The 18,705-nt window shown below is 71.6% G+C and carries 19 protein-coding genes; 7 read left to right on the forward strand and 12 right to left on the reverse strand.

Features of this window, described 5'->3' with window-relative positions; all coding sequences use genetic code 11:
* Positions 1-46 precede the first annotated feature (46 nt).
* Both MICAU_RS25515 and MICAU_RS25520 read left to right on the forward strand, forming a co-directional pair.
* A complete protein-coding gene (locus MICAU_RS25515; protein ID WP_013288236.1) occupies positions 47-664 on the forward strand; it encodes a DUF4126 domain-containing protein in 618 nt (205 codons plus the stop codon).
* 59 nt (positions 665-723) lie between these two features.
* The gene (locus tag MICAU_RS25520; protein ID WP_013288237.1) at positions 724-1,020 is read left to right on the forward strand and encodes a DUF1540 domain-containing protein; all 297 of its coding nucleotides are present in this window, start codon (positions 724-726) and stop codon (positions 1,018-1,020) included.
* A 105-nt stretch (positions 1,021-1,125) separates the two neighbouring features.
* On the opposite strand, the gene MICAU_RS25525 is transcribed toward MICAU_RS25520, so the two are convergent.
* The 4 genes from MICAU_RS25525 to MICAU_RS25540 all read right to left on the reverse strand — a co-directional run bounded on the left by MICAU_RS25525 (position 1,126) and on the right by MICAU_RS25540 (position 6,582).
* Complete coding sequence (locus MICAU_RS25525) at positions 1,126-3,129, reverse strand: protein meaA (protein ID WP_041799108.1); 2,004 nt, start codon at positions 3,127-3,129, stop codon at positions 1,126-1,128.
* Between the two features lie 101 nt (positions 3,130-3,230).
* Positions 3,231-5,384 carry an FtsX-like permease family protein gene (locus MICAU_RS25530; RefSeq protein WP_013288239.1) on the reverse strand — a complete coding sequence of 718 codons (2,154 nt, stop codon included), beginning with the start codon at positions 5,382-5,384 and terminating at the stop codon, positions 3,231-3,233.
* Positions 5,381-6,061: an ABC transporter ATP-binding protein gene (locus tag MICAU_RS25535; RefSeq protein ID WP_013288240.1), complete on the reverse strand. Its 681-nt coding sequence runs from the start codon at positions 6,059-6,061 to the stop codon at positions 5,381-5,383. The genes MICAU_RS25530 and MICAU_RS25535 overlap by 4 nt, the downstream gene beginning before the upstream one ends.
* Positions 6,058-6,582, reverse strand: coding sequence for a PadR family transcriptional regulator (locus MICAU_RS25540; protein ID WP_013288241.1), 525 nt, complete (start codon positions 6,580-6,582; stop codon positions 6,058-6,060). Before MICAU_RS25540 ends, MICAU_RS25535 begins: the two co-directional genes overlap by 4 nt.
* A gap of 86 nt (positions 6,583-6,668) precedes the next feature.
* On the opposite strand from MICAU_RS25540, the gene MICAU_RS25545 reads away from it, so the two are divergent.
* The 3 genes from MICAU_RS25545 to MICAU_RS25555 all read left to right on the forward strand — a co-directional run bounded on the left by MICAU_RS25545 (position 6,669) and on the right by MICAU_RS25555 (position 9,255).
* Positions 6,669-7,517 carry an ABC transporter ATP-binding protein gene (locus MICAU_RS25545; RefSeq protein WP_013288242.1) on the forward strand — a complete coding sequence of 283 codons (849 nt, stop codon included), beginning with the start codon at positions 6,669-6,671 and terminating at the stop codon, positions 7,515-7,517.
* The gene (locus MICAU_RS25550; protein WP_013288243.1) at positions 7,514-8,359 is read left to right on the forward strand and encodes an ABC transporter permease; all 846 of its coding nucleotides are present in this window, start codon (positions 7,514-7,516) and stop codon (positions 8,357-8,359) included. Before MICAU_RS25545 ends, MICAU_RS25550 begins: the two co-directional genes overlap by 4 nt.
* 86 nt (positions 8,360-8,445) lie before the next feature.
* On the forward strand, positions 8,446-9,255 hold the full coding sequence (locus tag MICAU_RS25555; RefSeq protein WP_013288244.1) for an alpha/beta hydrolase: 810 nt from the start codon (positions 8,446-8,448) through the stop codon (positions 9,253-9,255).
* Between the two features lie 57 nt (positions 9,256-9,312).
* On the opposite strand, the gene MICAU_RS25560 is transcribed toward MICAU_RS25555, so the two are convergent.
* Together MICAU_RS25560 and murA are read right to left on the reverse strand one after the other, a co-directional pair.
* Positions 9,313-10,161, reverse strand: a complete 849-nt coding sequence (locus MICAU_RS25560; RefSeq protein WP_013288245.1) for a 3-hydroxyacyl-CoA dehydrogenase family protein — start codon at positions 10,159-10,161, stop codon at positions 9,313-9,315.
* A 69-nt stretch (positions 10,162-10,230) separates the two neighbouring features.
* Positions 10,231-11,652, reverse strand: coding sequence for a UDP-N-acetylglucosamine 1-carboxyvinyltransferase (gene murA / locus MICAU_RS25565; RefSeq protein WP_030271442.1), 1,422 nt, complete (start codon positions 11,650-11,652; stop codon positions 10,231-10,233).
* Between murA and MICAU_RS25570 the strand changes: the two genes are divergently transcribed.
* Together MICAU_RS25570 and MICAU_RS25575 are read left to right on the forward strand one after the other, a co-directional pair.
* The gene (locus MICAU_RS25570) at positions 11,651-12,223 is read left to right on the forward strand and encodes a cob(I)yrinic acid a,c-diamide adenosyltransferase (RefSeq protein ID WP_013288247.1); all 573 of its coding nucleotides are present in this window, start codon (positions 11,651-11,653) and stop codon (positions 12,221-12,223) included. The genes murA and MICAU_RS25570 overlap by 2 nt on opposite strands.
* Positions 12,199-12,615, forward strand: a complete 417-nt coding sequence (locus tag MICAU_RS25575; protein WP_013288248.1) for a VOC family protein — start codon at positions 12,199-12,201, stop codon at positions 12,613-12,615. The genes MICAU_RS25570 and MICAU_RS25575 overlap by 25 nt, the downstream gene beginning before the upstream one ends.
* Before the next feature lie 60 nt (positions 12,616-12,675).
* Here the strand turns inward: MICAU_RS25575 and MICAU_RS25580 are convergent, their stop codons facing one another.
* From MICAU_RS25580 to MICAU_RS25605, 6 genes are all read right to left on the reverse strand, one after another.
* Complete coding sequence (locus tag MICAU_RS25580) at positions 12,676-13,251, reverse strand: hypothetical protein (protein ID WP_013288249.1); 576 nt, start codon at positions 13,249-13,251, stop codon at positions 12,676-12,678.
* Positions 13,252-14,113: 862 nt separating this feature from the next.
* Positions 14,114-14,569: a DUF2550 domain-containing protein gene (locus MICAU_RS25585; RefSeq protein WP_013288250.1), complete on the reverse strand. Its 456-nt coding sequence runs from the start codon at positions 14,567-14,569 to the stop codon at positions 14,114-14,116.
* A gap of 12 nt (positions 14,570-14,581) precedes the next feature.
* Positions 14,582-14,860 (reverse strand): F0F1 ATP synthase subunit epsilon, encoded by a 279-nt coding sequence (locus MICAU_RS25590; protein ID WP_013288251.1) that lies wholly within the window; start codon positions 14,858-14,860, stop codon positions 14,582-14,584.
* 109 nt (positions 14,861-14,969) lie between these two features.
* The gene (locus MICAU_RS25595) at positions 14,970-16,115 is read right to left on the reverse strand and encodes an LCP family protein (protein ID WP_041799109.1); all 1,146 of its coding nucleotides are present in this window, start codon (positions 16,113-16,115) and stop codon (positions 14,970-14,972) included.
* A 214-nt stretch (positions 16,116-16,329) separates the two neighbouring features.
* On the reverse strand, positions 16,330-17,775 hold the full coding sequence (gene atpD / locus MICAU_RS25600) for a F0F1 ATP synthase subunit beta (RefSeq protein WP_013288253.1): 1,446 nt from the start codon (positions 17,773-17,775) through the stop codon (positions 16,330-16,332).
* Positions 17,775-18,704, reverse strand: a complete 930-nt coding sequence (locus tag MICAU_RS25605) for a F0F1 ATP synthase subunit gamma (RefSeq protein ID WP_013288254.1) — start codon at positions 18,702-18,704, stop codon at positions 17,775-17,777. The genes atpD and MICAU_RS25605 overlap by 1 nt, the downstream gene beginning before the upstream one ends.
* Position 18,705 lies beyond the last annotated feature (1 nt).

An 18,705-nucleotide genomic window follows, 5' to 3' on the forward strand; every position in this document is an offset into this window, starting at 1 on the left:
CGGACGCCGACGAGCGCCACTGGCGTACCGGTGCCATATTGAGATCGTGCTCGAAGTCCTCACCGGTTCCGGCCTGGCCGCCTCGGCGGGCCTGAACGCCTACATCCCGCTGCTGCTGATGGGGCTGCTGTCCCGCTACACCGATCTGGTCGAGCTGCCGAGCGGCTGGCAGTGGCTCGGCAACGGCTGGGTGGTGCTGATCCTCGCCGTGCTGCTCGCGGTCGAGGTGGTGGCCGACAAGGTGCCAGTGGTCGACCACGTCAACGACGTGGTGCAGACGGTGGTCCGGCCGACCGCGGGCGGGCTCGCGTTCGGCGCGGGCGCCGGCTCGGAGACGGTCACCGTGAGCGACCCGGACACGTTCTTCTCCACCCATCAGTGGGTGCCGGTGGTGGTCGGCGTGCTGATCGCGCTCGGCGTACACCTGCTCAAGGCCGCCGCGCGGCCGGTCATCAACGCGACCACGGCCGGGGTGGGCGCGCCGGTGGCCAGCACCGCCGAGGACGCGACGAGCGTGGTCATGTCGGTGGTGGCGCTGCTGCTGCCGGTGCTGGTGCTGGTGTTCCTGGTCGCCCTGGTGTTCTTCGTACCGTGGCTGTTCCGCCGCCGCCGGGAGCGGCGCCGCGAGCGCGCCGCGGCCCGCGCGGCCGGCTTCCGCGTCTGACCCGCACCGACTCCCGAAACCCCTAAAATCGGGTCAAGAAACCCAAGGAGGTACGGGAGATGACCGCGTCGTTGGAGATGCCCCGGGTCCAGGAGTGCGCCGTCCGGTCCTGCGCCTACAACCACACGAACGACTGCCACGCGTTCGCCATCACGATCGGCAGCAGCGACCACGCGCACTGCCACACGTTCGTGGAGATGCCGGTGCGCGGCGGCCTCGACCAGTTGGTCGCGCAGGTGGGCGCGTGCTCGCGCGCCGACTGCCGGCACAACGCCGACCTGGAGTGTCACGCCCCGGCCATCACCGTCGGCCCCGACATGGACATGGCCGACTGCATGACCTACGAGAGCCGCTGACCCACCCGCGCGGACGCGGCGCCTGCTTGCGGGCGCCGCTTTCGCGCGCGGTTGTTAAGAAGGGGCCCCTTGCCTACCGGAGGCGTTAATAAGGGGCCCTTCCTTTCACGACAGGGTGTTCGCCTCGCGGATCACTGTGACCAGCTCGTCGATGATGCCGGTGAGCGCGAAGTCCTTCGGCGTGAACACCCGGGCCACCCCGGCGGCCCGCAGCGCCTCGGCGTCGGCGGCCGGGATGATCCCGCCCACCACCACCGGCAGGTCGCCCCGCCCGGCCGCGCGCAGCCCGTCCAGCACCGCCGGCACGGCGGCCAGGTGCGAGCCGGAGAGCACGGAGAGGCCGACCAGGTCGACGTCCTCCTCCACCGCGGCCGCCACGATCTGCCCGGCGGTCAGGCGGATGCCCTGGTAGACCACCTCGAAGCCGGCGTCGCGGGCGCGTACCGCGATCTGCTCCGCGCCGTTGGAGTGCCCGTCCAGCCCCGGCTTGCCGACCAGCAGCCGCAGCCGCCCGCTGCCCAGCTCCCGGGCGGTCGCGACGACCCGCTCCCGCACCCCGGCGAGGGTCGCGTCACCGGCTGTGCCGACCGCCCCGGCCAGGCCGGTCGGCGCGCGGTACTCGCCGTACACCCGGCGCAGCGCGCCCGCCCACTCGCCGGTGGTGACACCGGCCCTGACACATCCGAGCGTCGCCGGCATCAGGTTCGCCGTGGTGGCGGCATCGGCGCGCAGCCGGTCCAGCGCCGCCTCGACCGCCGCCGCGTCCCGGTCGGCCCGCCACCGGCGTACGCCGTCGGTGGCCGCCTCCTCGACGGCCGGGTCCACCTGCTCGATCGCCTCCGCGCCGGCCGCTGTGAGCGGCGACGGCTCGGTCTCGGTGAACCGGTTGACGCCGACCACCACGTCCGAGCCGGACTCCATCCGGCGGCGCCGGTCGGCGAGCGAGGCCACCAGCGCGCTCTTGAGGTAGCCGGACTCGACGGCCGTGACCACGCCGCCCATCTCCAGCACCTTCTCCAGCTCGACCCGGGCACCGGAGACGATCTCGTCGACCAGCGCGGTCATCACGTGCGAGCCGGCGAACAGGTCCGGATACTCCAGCAGGTCCGACTCGTACGCCAGCACCTGCTGCATGCGCAGCGACCACTGCTGGTCCCACGGGCGGGGCAGGCCCAGCGCCTCGTTCCAGGCGGGCAGCTGCACCGCGCGGGCACGGGCGTCGCGGGACAGCGTGACGCCGAGCATCTCCAGCACGATCCGCTGGATGTTGTTCTCCGGCTGCGCCTCGGTCAGGCCCAGCGAGTTGACCTGGACGCCGTAGCGGAACCGGCGCTGCTTCGGGTTCTCCACGCCGTAGCGGTCGCGGGTGATCTCGTCCCAGAGCGCGCCGAACGCGCGCATCTTGGCGATCTCCTCGACGAAGCGCACCCCGGCGTTGACGAAGAACGAGATCCGCTGGACGACGTCGCCCATCCGCTCGGGCGGCACCTGACCGGAGTCGCGCACGGTGTCCAGCACGGCGACGGCGGTGGCCAGCGCGAAGCCGACCTCCTGCACCGGCGTCGCGCCGGCCTCCTGGAGGTGGTACGAGCAGATGTTCACCGGGTTCCACCGGGGCATCTCGCGCAGCGTGTACGCGATCACGTCGGCGGTCAGCCGCAGCGAGGCCGCCGGCGGGAAGATGTACGTCCCCCGGGACAGGTACTCCTTGATGATGTCGTTCTGCGTGGTGCCGGCGCAGCGGCTCAGCTCCGCGCCCTGCTCGGCGGCGACGGTGCCGTAGAGGCCGAGCAGCCACATCGCCGGGGCGTTGATGGTCATCGAGGTGTTCATCTCGGCCAGCGGGATGCCCTCGAACAGCGCCCGCATGTCACCCAGGTGCGCCACCGGCACGCCGACCCGGCCCACCTCGCCGGCGGCCAGCTCGTGGTCCGGGTCGTACCCGGTCTGGGTGGGCAGGTCGAAGGCGACCGACAGGCCGGTCTGCCCCTTCGCCAGGTTGCGGCGGAAGAGCGCGTTGGTGGCCGCGGCGGAGGAGTGCCCGGCGTACGTGCGCATCACCCACGGGCGGTCCCGCTCGGGCAGCCGTCCCGGCATCGCGTCGTCCATGGCCGGAGTTTAAGTTACCGTTCAGTAAAAGGGAGTGTGGAAAACCACACAACCCGATGCCCGCACCGGTGGGCCGGCGGGCGGTCGGCCCACCGTACGGGTCATTCGCTGCGGGCGGTCTCCGGGCCGGTGATCCGTTCCAGCAGCGGCAGGGTGGCGGCGACGACCGCGAGGCAGCCCAGGACGCCGAGGGCCGTCACCGCGGCGAACCCTATCCCCGGCAGGCGCAGGTCGTACTGCATCTGCGCGCGCAGGAACAACTGTGCGGCGACCAGTCCCATCCCGACCGCGACCACGGCGACGGTCAGCAGCGGCACCACGCTCTCCACTGCTACCACCCGGCGCAGCAGCCGTACCGGGGCGCCGCTGAGCCGGAGCAGGCTGAACGGCCGCTTCCGTTCACTGAGGCCGGCCGCCACTGCGACGGCCAGGCTGCATCCGGCGAGCACGAGACCGGCCACCACGACGATGTCGGCCAGCCGCTGCCAGCCCCGCATGGTGTCGGCGAAGTCGGCCTCGAAGTCGCCTGGCACGTTCGGCGCCACGAAGAAGGCGGGGAACGCCGCTTCGAGGACCGTCCGGGCCCGCTCCACAGCGACCGGGTCCGCCGCCTCGACCGCCACCGAGCCCGCCGGGAGCCCCGCGAGGGCCGCCGGGTCCACCGGGGACGACGGCCAGATCCGGTCGGCCGAGGCGGCCCCCCGCCAGGGGATCAGGTCCGGCGGCACCTCGGCGACGCTCGCCCCCGGAGCGCACCGTCCGTAGGCGGGCGGGATGTCCGCGCAGGCGATCACGCCGAAGTCGCGGCCGTTCTCGCGTACCGGGTTCTCCCGCACGAGCACCGGGTTGCGGACGCCGGGAATCGCCGCCAGGTCGGCCGGCAGCGTGCCGGGTACCGGCGGGTCGTCCGTCAGCACCATCGACAGCCGGCCGGCCTCCAGGGAACCCCGGGGTGCGGGACCGCGCTCGTACGTGATCGTCCCCATCACCCCGACCGCCACCGTCGTGACGAACAGCGCGAGCATCACCCCGCCCACCGCGCGGAACCCGGCGGCCGGATTGTCGGCGAGCCGGCGCGCGGCGATGAGCGCGGCGGGCCGGCCGGCGCGAGCGGCCATCGCCCGGGCGCCGACCATGGTCAGCCACGGCCCGCCCGCGATCAGCCCGACCATGACCAGCAACAGCGCGGGCAGGAACAGCGCGGTCTGACCGTCCGAGGTGGGCGGCCGGTACACCAGGGCGAAGCCCAGCCCGGCCAGGCCGAGCGCGAGCGGGATCAGCCGGTACGCACGGGGCGGCCGGGGCGTGACCCGGCGGGTGACGCCGAGCGGGGAGATCCGGACCCGGCGCAGCGCGATCCAGGCCGCGGCCGCCGCGCCCGCCGGCACGCCCACCGCCACCACGAGGGCCTCCGGCGCCCCGACGGCCATGTCCTCCGGGAAGAACGGCATGCCGGTGAACGGGATGCCGGCGAGCTGCCCGCGGAGCGCGAAGAACACCGCGAAGCCGACCGCCGCCCCGGCCGCCGCCGCGAGCGCGGCCTCGACGGCCGCGATGGCCGAGATCTGCCGGGGCGTGGCACCGACCAGCCGCATGGCGGCGAACCGCTGCTCCCGGCGGGCGGCGCCGAGCCGGGTCGCCGTGCCGATGAAGACGAGTACGGGGAACAGCAGGCCGCCCGCCACCACGCCGAGGATGAGGTCGACCGTGGCCCCGGGCAGCGGAGCGCTGTTGCCGTCGAGCCGGGTGACCTTCCGGACCTGGTCGAGCCCGCCCACCTGCTCCGGCGTGCCGCCGACCAGGACGAGCAGGGTGTCCGGCGAGGTGAGCGCCGCCGGCCCGACGGCGCCGAGGTCCCGGCCCGGATAGCGGTCGGCGAGCTGGTCGGCGGGGACGGTCGCCAGCAGCTTCCGCAGCGCCGGGGAGGCGTAGAACTCCCCAGGCCCCGGGGCTCGGGGAACACCGACCGGCGTGGGCGCGTCCGGGCCGGTCGCGGCGACGTCGACGCGGATGATCTGGTCGCCCCGGAAGTAGTCGGTCCGGGTGGACCACAGCAGCGGGTCGGCGGCCCCGTCGGCCGTCTCCTGCGGGTACATCGACGCGTACCGGGTGAGCTGGGCGTCGGCGGCGTGCACACCGGCGAGCGTGGTGAGCAGCAGCCCGGTGCCCACAGCGACGGCGGCGGCGATGGCGACCAGCCGGACCAGCGCCTCCCGCCCACCGGCGACGGCGAGCCGGAGCGCGAGCCCGATCACGAGACGACCCCGGCGGGGGCGTTGACCCGGCCGTCGCGCACCATGACCTCGCGGTCGGCGTACGCGGCGATGCGCGCCTCGTGCGTCACCAGGACGACAGTGGTGCCACGCTCGCGGGCGGCGTCCACGAGCAGCGTCATCACCTCCTCGCCGGTGAGCGAGTCGAGCGCGCCGGTGGGCTCGTCGGCGAACAGCAGACGGGGCTCGGCGACCAGACCGCGGGCCAGCGCGACCCGCTGGGCCTGCCCGCCGGACAGTTCGCCGGACCGGCGGTGCTCCAGGCCGGCCAGGCCGAGCCGCTCGAACCAGCCCCGGGCGGCGCGCAGCGCCGGAGTGCGGCGGACGCCGCGCAGCAGCAGTGGCAACGCCACGTTCTCCGCCGCGGTGAGTTCCGGCACGAGCTGCCCGAACTGGAAGACGAAGCCGAAGCTGTCGCGGCGCAGCGTGCTGCGGTCGGCCTCGCCGAGGGTGTCGATCCGGGTGCCGTCGAACCGGACCTCGCCGGAGTCGGGGCGCAGGATGCCGGCCAGGCAGTGCAGCAGCGTCGACTTGCCGGAGCCGCTCGGTCCCATCACGGCGACGACCTCACCGGCCGACACGGCGAGGCTCGCGCCGCGCAGGGCGGGTGTCTCGCCGAACGCGTACGTGACGTCCCGGGCCTCGATCATCGGGCTCATGGCCGAACCGCCTTTCTCAGGGCGTCCAGCCGGGCGCCCGTCGTCTCGATCCACCGCAGGTCCGCCTCCAGGTGGTAGAGGCCGTGGTCGGCGAGCATCACGTCGACGAGTTCGCCGCTGCGTTTGATCTCGGTGAGTTCGCGCATCCGGCGCAGGTGGGCGGCGCGCTGGGTGTCCAGGTACTCCTCGGCCGGGCGGTCGAGCATCAGCGCGAGCACGACCTTGGTGAACAACAGGGTCTGGAGGTGCGGTTCCGGCTCGACCGGCTCGGTCAGCCAGTGCTCGACCTCGGTGGCGCCCCGGTCGGTGATGACGTAGCGCTTGCGGTCCGGCCCGGCGCCGGGAGCGACGTCACCGACCACCACCTTGCCGTCGCGGGCCAGCCGGCTCAGCGTCGAGTAGACCTGCCCGTACGGCAGCGGCTTGCCGCGCCCGAAGAAGGTGTCGTAGTCGCGCTTGAGGTCGTAGCCGTGGCTCGGTTCGCGTTCGAGCAGCCCGAGCAGGGTCAGGGGAACCGTCATGACCAGAGACTACACTGAGTGTATACCCCGCGTATATAGCTGACCCGGCAGTGGAACGGGCGACCGCACGACGCACACTTGACGTCATGGAGAACGAGCTCGCGATTTCCGTGCGAGGGCTGCGCAAGGCGTACGGCGACAACGTCGCGGTCGCGTCGGTGGACCTGGACGTCCGCCGGGGCGAGGTGTTCGCTCTGCTCGGTCCCAACGGCGCCGGCAAGACCACCACGGTCGAGATCCTGGAGGGCTACCGGCAGCGCGACGCCGGCGAGGTACGCGTCCTCGGCGCCGACCCCGCCCACCCCGACGCCGGCTGGCGCTCCCGCGTCGGCATCGTGCTCCAGGGCACCGGCGAGTTCGACGAGCTCACAGTCGGCGAGGTGGTCCGCCACTTCTCCGGCTTCTATCCCGACGCCGACGACCCGGACAAGGTGGTCGAGCGGGTCGGGCTGGGGGCCAAGGCCAAGGCGCGTACGCACACGCTCTCCGGCGGGCAGAAGCGCCGCCTCGACGTGGCGCTGGGCATCATCGGCCGCCCCGAGCTGCTCTTCCTCGACGAGCCGACCACCGGCTTCGACCCGGAGGCCCGGCGCGAGTTCTGGGAGCTGATCCGGGACCTGTCCGCCGCGGGCACCACGATCGTGCTCACCACCCACTACCTGGACGAGGCCGAGGCGCTCGCCGACCGGGTCGGCGTGATCGCCGCCGGACGGGTGATCGAGGTCGCCCCGCCGAACGCGCTGGGCAACCGGCAGGAGTCGCTCGCGACCGTCTCCTGGCGTACCCCCGACGGGACGCCGGCCTCGGCGGAGACCGCGACGCCGACGGCGCTGGTGGCCGACCTGGCCGCGCGCTTCGGCGGCGAGGTGCCCGGCCTGACGGTGACCCGGCCGACCCTGGAAGACGTCTACCTGCGGATGATCGGACACTCATGACCACCACGACGAAGCCGGCGGCCCCGGTCGCCGCCACCTCCGCCCGGCGGTCCGGGGCGGGCGCGCTGGCACTGCGTCAGGGGCGGCTGGAGATCACCCAGTTCCTGCGCAGCCGGGAGTCCGTCGTGTTCACGATGGGCTTCCCGATCATCATGATCCTGATCTTCGCGGCGATCTTCAGCGACGAGATCGCGCCCGGGGTCAGCTACACCCAGTACTTCATCACCGGCATGATCGCGACCGGCCTGATGACCGTGAGCTTCCAGAACCTCGGCATCTGGATCCCGATCGAGCGGGACCGGGGCGTGCTCAAGCGCTACCGCGGCACGCCGATGCCGAAATGGGTCTGGTTCGCCGGCAAGGTGATCATGGTGGTGGTCATCGGCATCGCCGAGACCGCGCTGCTGCTCGCCGTCTCGGTGGCGATGTTCGACCTGCAACTGCCGCAGACCACCGGCAAGTGGCTGACGTTCGCCTGGGTCGCTGTCCTCGGCGTCACCGCCTGCACGCTGTGCGGTATCGCCATCTCGTCGCTGGCCCGCACCGCCCGCAGCGGCTCGGCCGTGGTCACCCCGGTCGCGCTGGTGCTCCAGTTCATCTCCGGCGTGTTCTTCGTCTTCACCAGCCTGCCCACCTGGATGCAGCAGGTCGCGGCGATCTTCCCGCTCAAGTGGATGTGCCAGGGGCTGCGCTCGGTCTTCCTGCCGGACAGCTTCGGCGCCCGGGAGCCGGGCGGCTCGTTCGAGCTGGGCACCGTCGCGCTGGTGCTGGGCGCGTGGTGCGTCATCGGCCTGGTGCTCTGCCTGACCACGTTCCGCTGGACCACCAAGCGCGACGGCTGAGGTGTAAGGAAGGGCCCCCTCTTAACGCCTGCGGTAGAGGAAGGGCCCCTTCTTAACGCGCGCCTCGCGGTGGCACACTCGCCGGCATGGCATCGACGCTGACCCGGCGTACCCTGCTCGGCGCCGCCGCCGGCGTGGCCGGCGCCGCGGTGGTCGGCGGCCTGGCCGCCCGGCAGCTCTCCGGCCCTCGCCCGGGACCGGCACCGGCCCTGCCGGACGCGCCGGCCGGCGACGAACGGCTCATCCGCATCGCGTCCGGCGCGCGCGGCCGCGAGGTGGACTTCTGGACGGCCGTGCCCGACGGGTACGGCGACGGCCGCGGCCTGCCCGTCTGCCTGGTGCTGCACGGCGCATCGGCCACCCCGCGCGACTACGGCCGGTTCGGGCTGGCCCGCTTCCTCACCGACGCGGTACGCCGCGGCGCCCCACCGTTCGCGCTCGCGGGCGCCACCGGCGGGCGGCTGTCCTGGCGCGCCGCCGGTGACGACGACCCGCAGCGGATGGTGCGCGAGGAGGTGCCCACCTGGTGCGCCCGGCGCGGGTTCGACAGCAGCCGGCTGGCCGTGTGGGGCTGGTCGATGGGCGGCTTCGGCGCGTTGCTGCTCGCCGAGACGTACCCGAAGTGGCTGCGGATGACCGCGGCCTTCTCCCCCGCGGTCAGCGCCGGCGACGCGGTCTTCACCGGCGTGGAGAGGCTGCGCGGCACCCCGGTCGGGCTCTGGTGCGGGCGGCAGGACAATTTCCTGAAGGACGTGCGCGCGCTGGCCCGGGCGCTGCCCGAGGAGCCGGTACGCGCCGCCTGGGCCGACGGGCGGCACAACTTCGGCTACTGGGGCACAGTCATCCCGGACGCGTTCGCGCTGATCGGCGCCGCGCTCAACCCGCCCCGGACGTGAACCGGCACCGCACGTGAACCGCCCCCGGCCGCGCGGGCCGGGGGCGGGACGGGTTGGTCAGTACGAGTAGAAGCCCTGGCCGGTCTTGCGGCCCAGGTCGCCGGCGGTCGCCATGCGCTGGAGCAGCTCCGGCGGGAAGAACTTCTCGTCGGCGGTGTCGGTGTAGATGTTGCGGGTGGCGTTGAGCAGCACGTCCACGCCGGTCAGGTCGACCGTCGCGAGCGGGCCCATGGCGTGGCCGAAGCCCAGCTTGCAGGCGGTGTCCAGGTCCTCGGCGGAGATCACGCCGGACTCGACGAGCTTGACCGCCTCCATCGCCAGCGCGCAGATCAGCCGGGTGGTGACGAAGCCGGCGATGTCCCGGTTGACCACCACGACGGTCTTGCCGATCTCCTCGGCGAACGACTTGACCGTCTCCATGGTCGCGTCGCTGGTCTTGTAGCCGCGTACCAACTCGCAGAGCTTCATCATCGGCACCGGCGAGAAGAAGTGCGTGCCGACGACCGACTCCGGGCGCTCGGTGGCGGTGGCGATCTGGGTCACCGGGATGGCCGACGTGTTGGTGGCGAGCACCGCGTCCGCCTTGCAGATCTTGTCGAGCGCGCGGAACACCTCGTGCTTGATCTCGATCTTCTCGAAGACCGCCTCGACCACGATGTCCGCGTCGGCGGCGGCCTCCAGGTCGGTGGTCGGGGTGATCCGGCCCAGCGTCGCCTCGACGTCGGACGCCTCGATCTTGCCCTTCTCGGCGAACTTCGTCAGCGACTTCCGGATGCCGTCCACACCGCGCTTCGTGGCCGCGTCGTCGATGTCGCGCAGCGTCACCTGCCAGCCCGCCTGCGCCGCCACCTGGGCGATGCCCGAGCCCATCAGCCCGGCACCGACGACCGCGAGTCGACCCGCCATCTGCTTCTCCCTCGCCGTGTTCTGCAACGTCTGGGAGAACCCTACTTAACGAGGGATAAGCCCCGGCCGTCAGATGGCCAGGTCCGGCTCCTCCGGCGCGGTGCCGCGCTCCACCTCGACGCCGAGCGCCCGCAGGTCGGCCACGAAGTCCGGATAGCCCCTGTCGACGTGGTGCACGTGCGAGACCTCGGTGAGGCCGTCGGCGCAGAGCCCGGCGATGATCAGGCCGGCACCGGCCCGGATGTCGGTGGCGCGTACCGGGGCGCCGGACAGCCGCTCCCGGCCGCACACCAGGGCGTGGTGACCGTCGGTACGGATCTCCGCGCCCAGCCGCATCATCTCGTTGGCGAACATGAACCGGCCGTCGAAGATGTTCTCGGTGATCAGCGAGCCGCCCTCGCTGACCGCCGCCAGCCCGATCGCCATCGGCAGCAGGTCGGTGGCGAAGCCCGGGTAGGGCAGCGTGACCACGTCGACCGCCCTCGGGCGGTCGTCCATGCGTACCCGGAAGGCGTCGCCTCGCGTCTCCACCAGGCCGCCGGCCGCGACCAGCTTGTCCAGCGCGACCTCCAGGTACGCCGGGTCCAGGCCGGTCACCGTCACGTCGCCGCGGGTCATCGCGGCGGCGAACGCCCACGTGCCGGCCACGATCCGGTCCCCCACCGTGGCGTGCCGGACCGGCCGCAGCTCGGGTACGCCGACGATGTGCAGCGTCGACGTGCCGGCCCCCTCGATCCGCGCGCCCATCCGGTTCAGCATCGTGCAGATGTCGACGATCTCCGGCTCCCGGGCCGCGTTGTCGATCGTCGTGGCGCCCCGGGCCAGCACCGCCGCCATGACCAGGTTCTCGGTCGCGCCCACGCTCGGGAAGTCCAGCACGATGTCGGCGCCGTGCAGCCCGCCCGGCGCCTCGGCGATGACGAAGCCGTGCTCACCGGAGATCTCCGCGCCCATCCGGGCCAGCCCGGCGATGTGCATGTCCAGACCGCGCGAGCCGATGGCGTCGCCGCCCGGGTGGGCCACCCGGACGTACCCCCGGCGGGCCAGCAGCGGGCCGAGTACGCAGATCGACGCGCGCAGCCGCCGCACCAGGTCGTAGTCGGCTTCCGCGCCGGGCCGCTCCGGCACGTCGATGAGCACCGACCGGGACCGCTCCACACCGCCGTGCGCCACCATCGGGTCGACCGGGTCGTCCGGCCCGAACCGTACGCCGCAACCGAGCCGCCGCAGCACCTCGCCCATGATCGCGATGTCGGTGATCCGGGGCACGTTGGTGATCAGGCTGCGGCCGGGCGCGAGCAGCGCGGCGGCCATCAGCTTCAGCGCGGAGTTCTTCGCACCCACCACGTGCACGGTGCCGGCGAGCCGGGCGTCACCGCGTACCCGGATGACGTCGACGTCGTTGACCGCCGGATCTCCCGCGTCCCCCGGCCCCACCGGGCTCGGCCGGGCCGGGATGGTCAGGTCCGGTATCCGTAGGCTGTGCGTCATGGCCGTCCACCTCACGCGCATCTACACCAAGGCCGGCGACGCCGGCATGACCAGGCTGAGCAACAACGAGCAGGTGCCGAAGACCGATCCGCGCATCGCCGCGTACGCGGACGTGGACGAGTGCAACGCCTCGATCGGCGTCGCGCTCGCCCTGGGGCAGCTCCCGGACGAGCTGCGGGCCGTGCTGGAATCCGTGCAGAACGACATGTTCGACGTCGGCGCGGACCTGGCGACGCCTGTGGAGCCGGATCCGAAGTACCCGCCGCTGCGGGTGACCGAGGAGTACGTCGAGCGCCTCGAGGGCTGGTGCGACGAGTACAACGCGCGCCTGAGCAAGCTCGACTCCTTCATCCTCCCCGGCGGCACCGCGGGCGCGGCACTGCTGCACGTGGCACGGACGACCGCCCGGCGCGCCGAGCGTGCGGCATGGGCGCTGGTCACACACGACCCCGATCGGACCAGTCCCCTCCCGGCAAAGTATCTCAACCGGCTCTCCGATTTGCTCTTTATCCTGTCAAGAACGGCAAATCCGGACGGCGACGTGCTATGGGTGCCGGGCGGGAAGCGCTGACCATCGGCGGCCTCCATCACGTGGAGGTGTGGGTACCCGACCTGGCAGCGGCCAGTCGTTCCTGGGGCTGGCTTCTCGGCGAACTGGGCTGGACGCCGTACCAGGACTGGCCCGCCGGCCGCTCCTGGCGGCTCGGCGCCACATACGTCGTGCTGGAGGAGTCACCCGCGCTCACCGGCCGCACCCACGACAGGTGCGCGCCCGGCCTGAACCACCTGGCCTTCCACGCCGGCCCGCCGGCCGCCGTCGAACGCCTGGTCGCTGCCGCTGGAGAGTACGGCTGGACGCTGCTGTTCCCGGACCGGCACCCACACGCGGGTGGCCCGGACAGCTACGCCGCCTACCTCACCGACGGGCAGGGGTACGAGGTCGAGTTGGTCGCGGAGACGTGAGAAGGCCGGCACCCCGTTGGTTCGGGGTGCCGGCCTTCAGCTTGGTCTTGCTTGTTGGTCTTAGCTGTTCCAGTGCTGGGCGACGAGGTCGGCGGCCTGCTGCTCCCACTGGGCGTAGTGGTCCGGGTAGGCCGACACCTGGACGGTCTGGGCGGCCTTGGTCAGGGGCATGTCCTGCCAGCCGTCGACCTGCTTCAGACCCTTCAGGAACGCCGTCGTGGAGTACTCCGGGTCGGTGATCTGCTCCACCGTTCCCCAACCACTGGACGGGCGCTGCTGGAACAGGCCCTGCGAGTCGTGGTCGTTACGGTCACCGAGGTGGCCGAGGTTCTCCAGCTTCGACTCCTGCAGCGCCGTGGCGATGGAGACGACGGCGGCACGCTCGTCCATGCCGGCCTTCTTGGTGGCGGCGATGATGGCCTTGACGTTGGCGGTCTGCTCGTCGTTCAGGTCGATGCGCGACTGGTTGCCCTGCACGCCGTGCGGGATCAGCTTGTCACCCTGCACGCTCACACTGACCGGCTTCGCCACGTGCGTGGTCTCCGCCGCGTGAGCGGCCACCGGGCCGGCGAACACGCCACCGGTGAAAGCCAGACCAGCAACACCCAGAATGCTCTTACGCAGAATCGTGTTCATGGGGGGCTCCATTCGGGGGTAGACACACCCCGCAGGGGGACGGGGATGCGTGGGCACCGTCAGGCGCTCAAGAAAGTCTTCGGGGGATCCGGCTGCTCGCGAGGGCAGGGGGGCCTCGTCGCGGCGCCGGAAGCATGTTCAACGACCCACCACCCGCCACCATTCCCGGAGGCGCCACACGCCACCGGAGAGCAGGCGCGGGGGTCACGTCGTCGGAACCGTGTTCAACGACCAGCCGGCCAGGATGATTCCCAGGCTTGCGGACACCGCCCCGCTCGCAGGGCGCGCCGCCGACGCTCGGTCGTTCACCCGGTTACAACGCCACCCACCCGCCCGCGATTCCACCCTCAGAGTGCCACCCACCACCCCCGAACCAGACACCCCCGCCCAGGTCAGCACGGATCGCACCACACGCACCCGCCCCCGCGCCGTCGATCATGAAGTTGACGCCGACAAACCGGACACCAAACACCGCTAACTTCATGATCGACCCGAACCAGGCAGGGCTGACCCGGAGCGGGCTGACCCAGGGCAGGGCTGGCCCGAGCGGGGCTGGCCCGAGCGGGGCTGGCCCGAGCGGGGCTGGCTCGGTGCGGGGGCGCGACGCCAATCGGGTCGCCCGCACGACCACCCGCGCGATCTTGCAGTTCGAGCCCTCTGGGCGTCTCATTTGCGAGGTTTGCCGGGCACCAAAGTGCAAGATCGCGGGAGGTGCCGGGAAGGGTGCGGCGATCTTGGAGTTGTGGTGCCTCACTAACGGCGCGAACCGGGCATTTCCCGGCGCCACAACTCCAAGATCGGCGTCAGCGGCGGCGACCCGGCACGACCCCCGTGACCCGTTGACGGGGTGTTGGGGTGAGGGTCAGGCGGCGGGCCAGTCCTGGGAGGCCAGACGCGGCGAGGCCGCCCCGGGTGGGGCGGCCTCGAGCCAGGACAGGAATCCGGTGACCGTGGATCGCGCCATGGCGATCTCGATCGGCGCGTGGTGGCTGGTACAGCGCAGGATCACCCACTCGGCGGGCATCGACATGCGCTCCTGCCCCTCGGGCAGCCGGCGGCGCTCGACCGCCAGCCCCTTGCGGGAGAGCACCCGCTTGGGGCGCAGCGCGAAGCTGAACATGCGGTACCAGCGGAGTTCGTCGCCCACGAAGCGACCGAACCCGGGTGACCAGCCACGACCGTCGAGGATCGTGTTGACCCGGACGCTCAGCCGGATGATGCCACCGCTACGCGTGAACAGGGCCCGCCGGATGAAGAGGATCAGAAGCGCGACGACGACGATCGCGACGCCGATTCCGATCCCTTCGACGATCTCCATCGGCGGGTCGGCTCAGCGGGCCGGGGTGGCGGGGGTTGCGCTCTCGGCGAGGACTGTGACGCCCTCACCGGTCACCGACAGGAAGCCGCCGGCCACGTCGTACGCGATCTGCTGGCCACCGGCCTGCTTGATGCGTACCTGGCTGGGTTCGGCGAGCTGGCCGAGCAGCGGTGCGTGCCCAGGCAGCACACCGAGCTCACCCTCGGTCGTCCGGGCGACGACCATCTCGGCCTCGCCGGTCCAGACCTTCTCCTCGACGGCTACGAGCTCGACGTGAAGCTGCTGTGCCACGCTGTCTCCTTGCTGCGGCGGCGGATTGCCGAAAGTCTAGTCGCGACCCCGCAGCCCACCCAACGCGGGTGGTGAGAGCCGGACCACCACGGTCCCGCACCCGCTCAGGCTACTTGGTCTTCTGCTTGAAGTCGGGGTGCTCCAGCAGGAATGCGTCGAGCTGTTCGGTACGCAGGGCGGTGAAGAAGTCCTCCGCCGGTTCGAGCAGTTGCTCACCCCGGTAGTTGCTGCCGGTCCCGATCGGGCCGCCCGGCAGCTTGATCGTCTCGATCGCCTCGGGCCGGATGTCCTTCAGGGCCAGCCCGAAGTCGACCACGCTGTTGCCGCGGCCGTTGAACACCAGCGACTTCCCGGCGGCGCGCAGCACCCGGTCCAGCTTGACCGGGTTGGCCACCACGTCGGCGCTGAACGCCTGGCTCACCATCGCCTTGACGAACTGCTGCTGGTGCCGCTGCCGGCCGTAGTCGGCGTCCGGCACGCCGTTCTTCGGGTAGCGCTGCCGGACGTAGTCCAGCGCCTGCCAGCCCTTGAGGTGGGCGTTGCCCTTCTTGTACACGGCCTGCGGCCCGAGGTAGCCACCACCGCCGGGCTTGAGCTGGCGCGGCGTGCCGTCCGGCTGGAGGTGCTCCGAGCGCACCTCCCGCTCGATGTACATGTCGACGCCGCCCATGGCGTCGACGATCTTCTTGAACCCGCTGAAGTTGATGATCGCACCGGCGTCGAAGCGCTTGATGCCGGTGACCTCCTGCACGGTGTTGGCGAGCAGCTCGAAGCCCTGCGGGGTGCTGGGGTTCTGCCCCGGCACGTTGCTGCCGTGCGACATGGCCGCGTTGAGCCGGTCGTTGGCGCCCGAGTAGTCGGCCTTGGGGAACTCCGGGATGTCTACCCGCAGGTCACGCGGCAGCGAGAAGAGGTAGCCGCGGTCCATGGTGGCGGGCACGTGCAGGACCATGATCGAGTCGGCGAGCGGGCGGGCGGTCGCGGTCCGGGGGTCCACGCCGACGAGCAGGATGTTGAGCGGGCCCTTGATGTCGCTCTTCTTCTCGTTGGCGCCGGCGGCCTGGTCACCGAAGAGGTCGGCCTTGCCCACCGATCCCTCGTAGCGGGCGACGAGGGCGCGCGAGCCGATCAGCACGGAGCCGCTGAGCACCACCATGACGATGCCCAGGATCGTGCAGACGCGGGCCCACCGGGGCACGCCGCGCCACATGGACCGCTTCCCGCGATCCGCGCCGCCCTTACCGCCCACGAGCATCTCCAATCGTCGCGCCCACGGGTAGGAAGACGGGCGCGGGGGTCCGTTTGGTTGCAGAGATCAACGGCCGGATGTGAAGTCGTGTCAGGAACGGTACCGCGCGATCCGGCGAACTGCTTGCCGGAGAACCGGGCATCTGGTAGTGCAGTGCCCGGAAAAGGCGAAGGCCGCCCCGGCTTTCACCGGGACGGCCCTCGTGGGTGTGAGCGGGCTCTCAGCCCTCCTCGCCCATCAGCTCCTTGGCCTTGGCCCGCAGGTCGTCCAGGCCGCCGCACATGAAGAACGCCTGCTCCGGGAAGTGGTCGAACTCCCCCTCGCTGATCCGGCGGAAGGCGTCGATGGTCTCGGCGATCGGGACCGTCGAGCCGGGCACGCCGGTGAACTGCTCCGCCGCGTACGTGTTCTGCGAGAGGAACCGCTCGATCCGGCGGGCGCGGCCGACGGTGAGCTTGTCCTCCTCGGAGAGCTCCTCGATACCGAGGATGGCGATGATGTCCTGCAGGTCCTTGTAGCGCTGCAGGATCCGCTTCACCTCGGTGGCGACGGCGAAGTGCTCCTCGCCGACGAACTCCGGGGCGAGGATCCGGGACGAGGACGCCAGCGGGTCCACGGCCGGGTAGATGCCCTTGTCGGAGATCGACCGCTCCAGGTTGGTGGTCGCGTCGAGGTGGGCGAACGTGGTGGCCGGCGCCGGGTCGGTGTAGTCGTCGGCGGGCACGTAGATCGCCTGCATCGAGGTGATGGCCTGGCCCCGGACGGAGGTGATCCGCTCCTGGAGCTCGCCCATCTCGTCGGCCAGGGTCGGCTGGTAACCCACGGCGCTCGGCATGCGGCCGAGCAGCGTGGAGACCTCGGAACCGGCCTGGGTGAAGCGGAAGATGTTGTCGATGAAGAGCAGCACCTCCTGCTTCTTCACGTCACGGAAGTACTCCGCCATGGTCAGCGCGGACAGCGCGACCCGCAGGCGGGTGCCCGGCGGCTCGTCCATCTGGCCGTAGACCAGCGCGGTCTTGTCGATGACGCCCGACTCGGTCATCTCGGCGATGAGGTCGTTGCCCTCGCGGGTGCGCTCACCCACGCCGGCGAAGACCGAGGTACCACCGAAGTTGCGGGCGACACGGGTGATCATCTCCTGGATGAGCACCGTCTTGCCCACGCCCGCGCCGCCGAACAGGCCGATCTTGCCGCCCTTGACGTACGGGGCGAGCAGGTCGATGACCTTGATGCCGGTCTCCAGCATCTCGGTCTTCGGCTCCAGGTCGGCGAAGGCCGGGGCCTTGCGGTGGATGCCCCACCGGTCGTCGGCCTGGATGGTCTCGCCCTCGGTGAGGTTGAGGCACTCGCCGATCGCGTTGAACACGTGGCCCTTGACCGCGTCGCCCACCGGCACGCTGATCGGCGCGCCGGTGTCGCGCACCTCGGTGCCGCGGACCAGGCCGTCGGTCGGCTGCATCGAGATGGCGCGGATCAGGTTGTCACCCAGGTGCTGGGCGACCTCCAGGGTCAGCGTCTTCTCACCGCCGGAGAGGGTCACGTCGACGTGCAGGGCGTTGAACAGCCCCGGCATGGCGTCGCGCGGGAACTCGGCGTCGACGACCGGGCCGATGACCCGGACCACGCGACCCGTGGCCGTCTTGGTCTCAACTGCGGATACAGTCATCACACTTCACTTCCCGACGCGGCCAGCGCGTTCGCGCCGCCGACGATCTCACTGATCTCCTGGGTGATGCCGGCCTGACGAGCCGAGTTCATCTCACGCGTGTACTTCTCGATCATCTCTTCGGCGTTGTCGGTGGCGCTCTTCATCGCCCGCCGACGGGCGGCCGACTCACTGGCCGCCGACTCCAGCAACGCCGCGAAGATCCGCGTGTTGATGTACTTCGGCAGCAGGGCGTCGAGCAGCGACTCCGGCTCCGGCTCGAACTCGTACGCCGGCAGCAGGCCCTCGGACCGGGGCCGGTCCTCGACCTGCATCGGACCGACGATCCGGGTCACCGGGTTCTGCGTCATCAGGGACTTGAACTCGGTGTAGACGATGTGCAGCTCGTCCACGCCGAGGATCCCGTCGGCGCCGGCCTCGTTGTCGGTGTCGTCCGCGCCGGCGGTGAACGCCTTGATCAGCGTCTCACCGACCTCGCGGGCGTCCTCGAACGACGGCTGCTCGGAGAAACCCGTCCAGCTGGCGGCGATCTGCCGGTTGCGGAACCGGTAGAACGCCACGCCCTTGCGGCCGATGACGTAGAGCACGGGCTCCTTGCCGTCGGCACGCAGGCGGGCGATCAGCGACTCGGCGGTCCGGATCGCGTTCGAGCTGTAGCCACCGGCCAGGCCCCGGTCGGCGGTGACCAGCAGGACGCCCGCCCGCCGCACCCGCTCGCGCGGGGTGAGCAGCGGGTGGTCGATCCGCGCGTTCGAGGCCAGCGCCGTCAGCACGCCGGTGATCGCCTCGGCGTACGGCAGCGAGGCCGCCACCTTGGCCTGGGCCTTGGCGATGCGGCTCGTCGCGACGAGCTCCATCGCCTTGGTGATCTTCTTCATCCCCTTGGCGGAACGGATCCGCTGCCGGAGAACGCGTACCTGGGCGGCCATC

The organism is Micromonospora aurantiaca ATCC 27029, assembly GCF_000145235.1.
In the GTDB taxonomy this organism is placed as follows: domain Bacteria; phylum Actinomycetota; class Actinomycetes; order Mycobacteriales; family Micromonosporaceae; genus Micromonospora; species Micromonospora aurantiaca.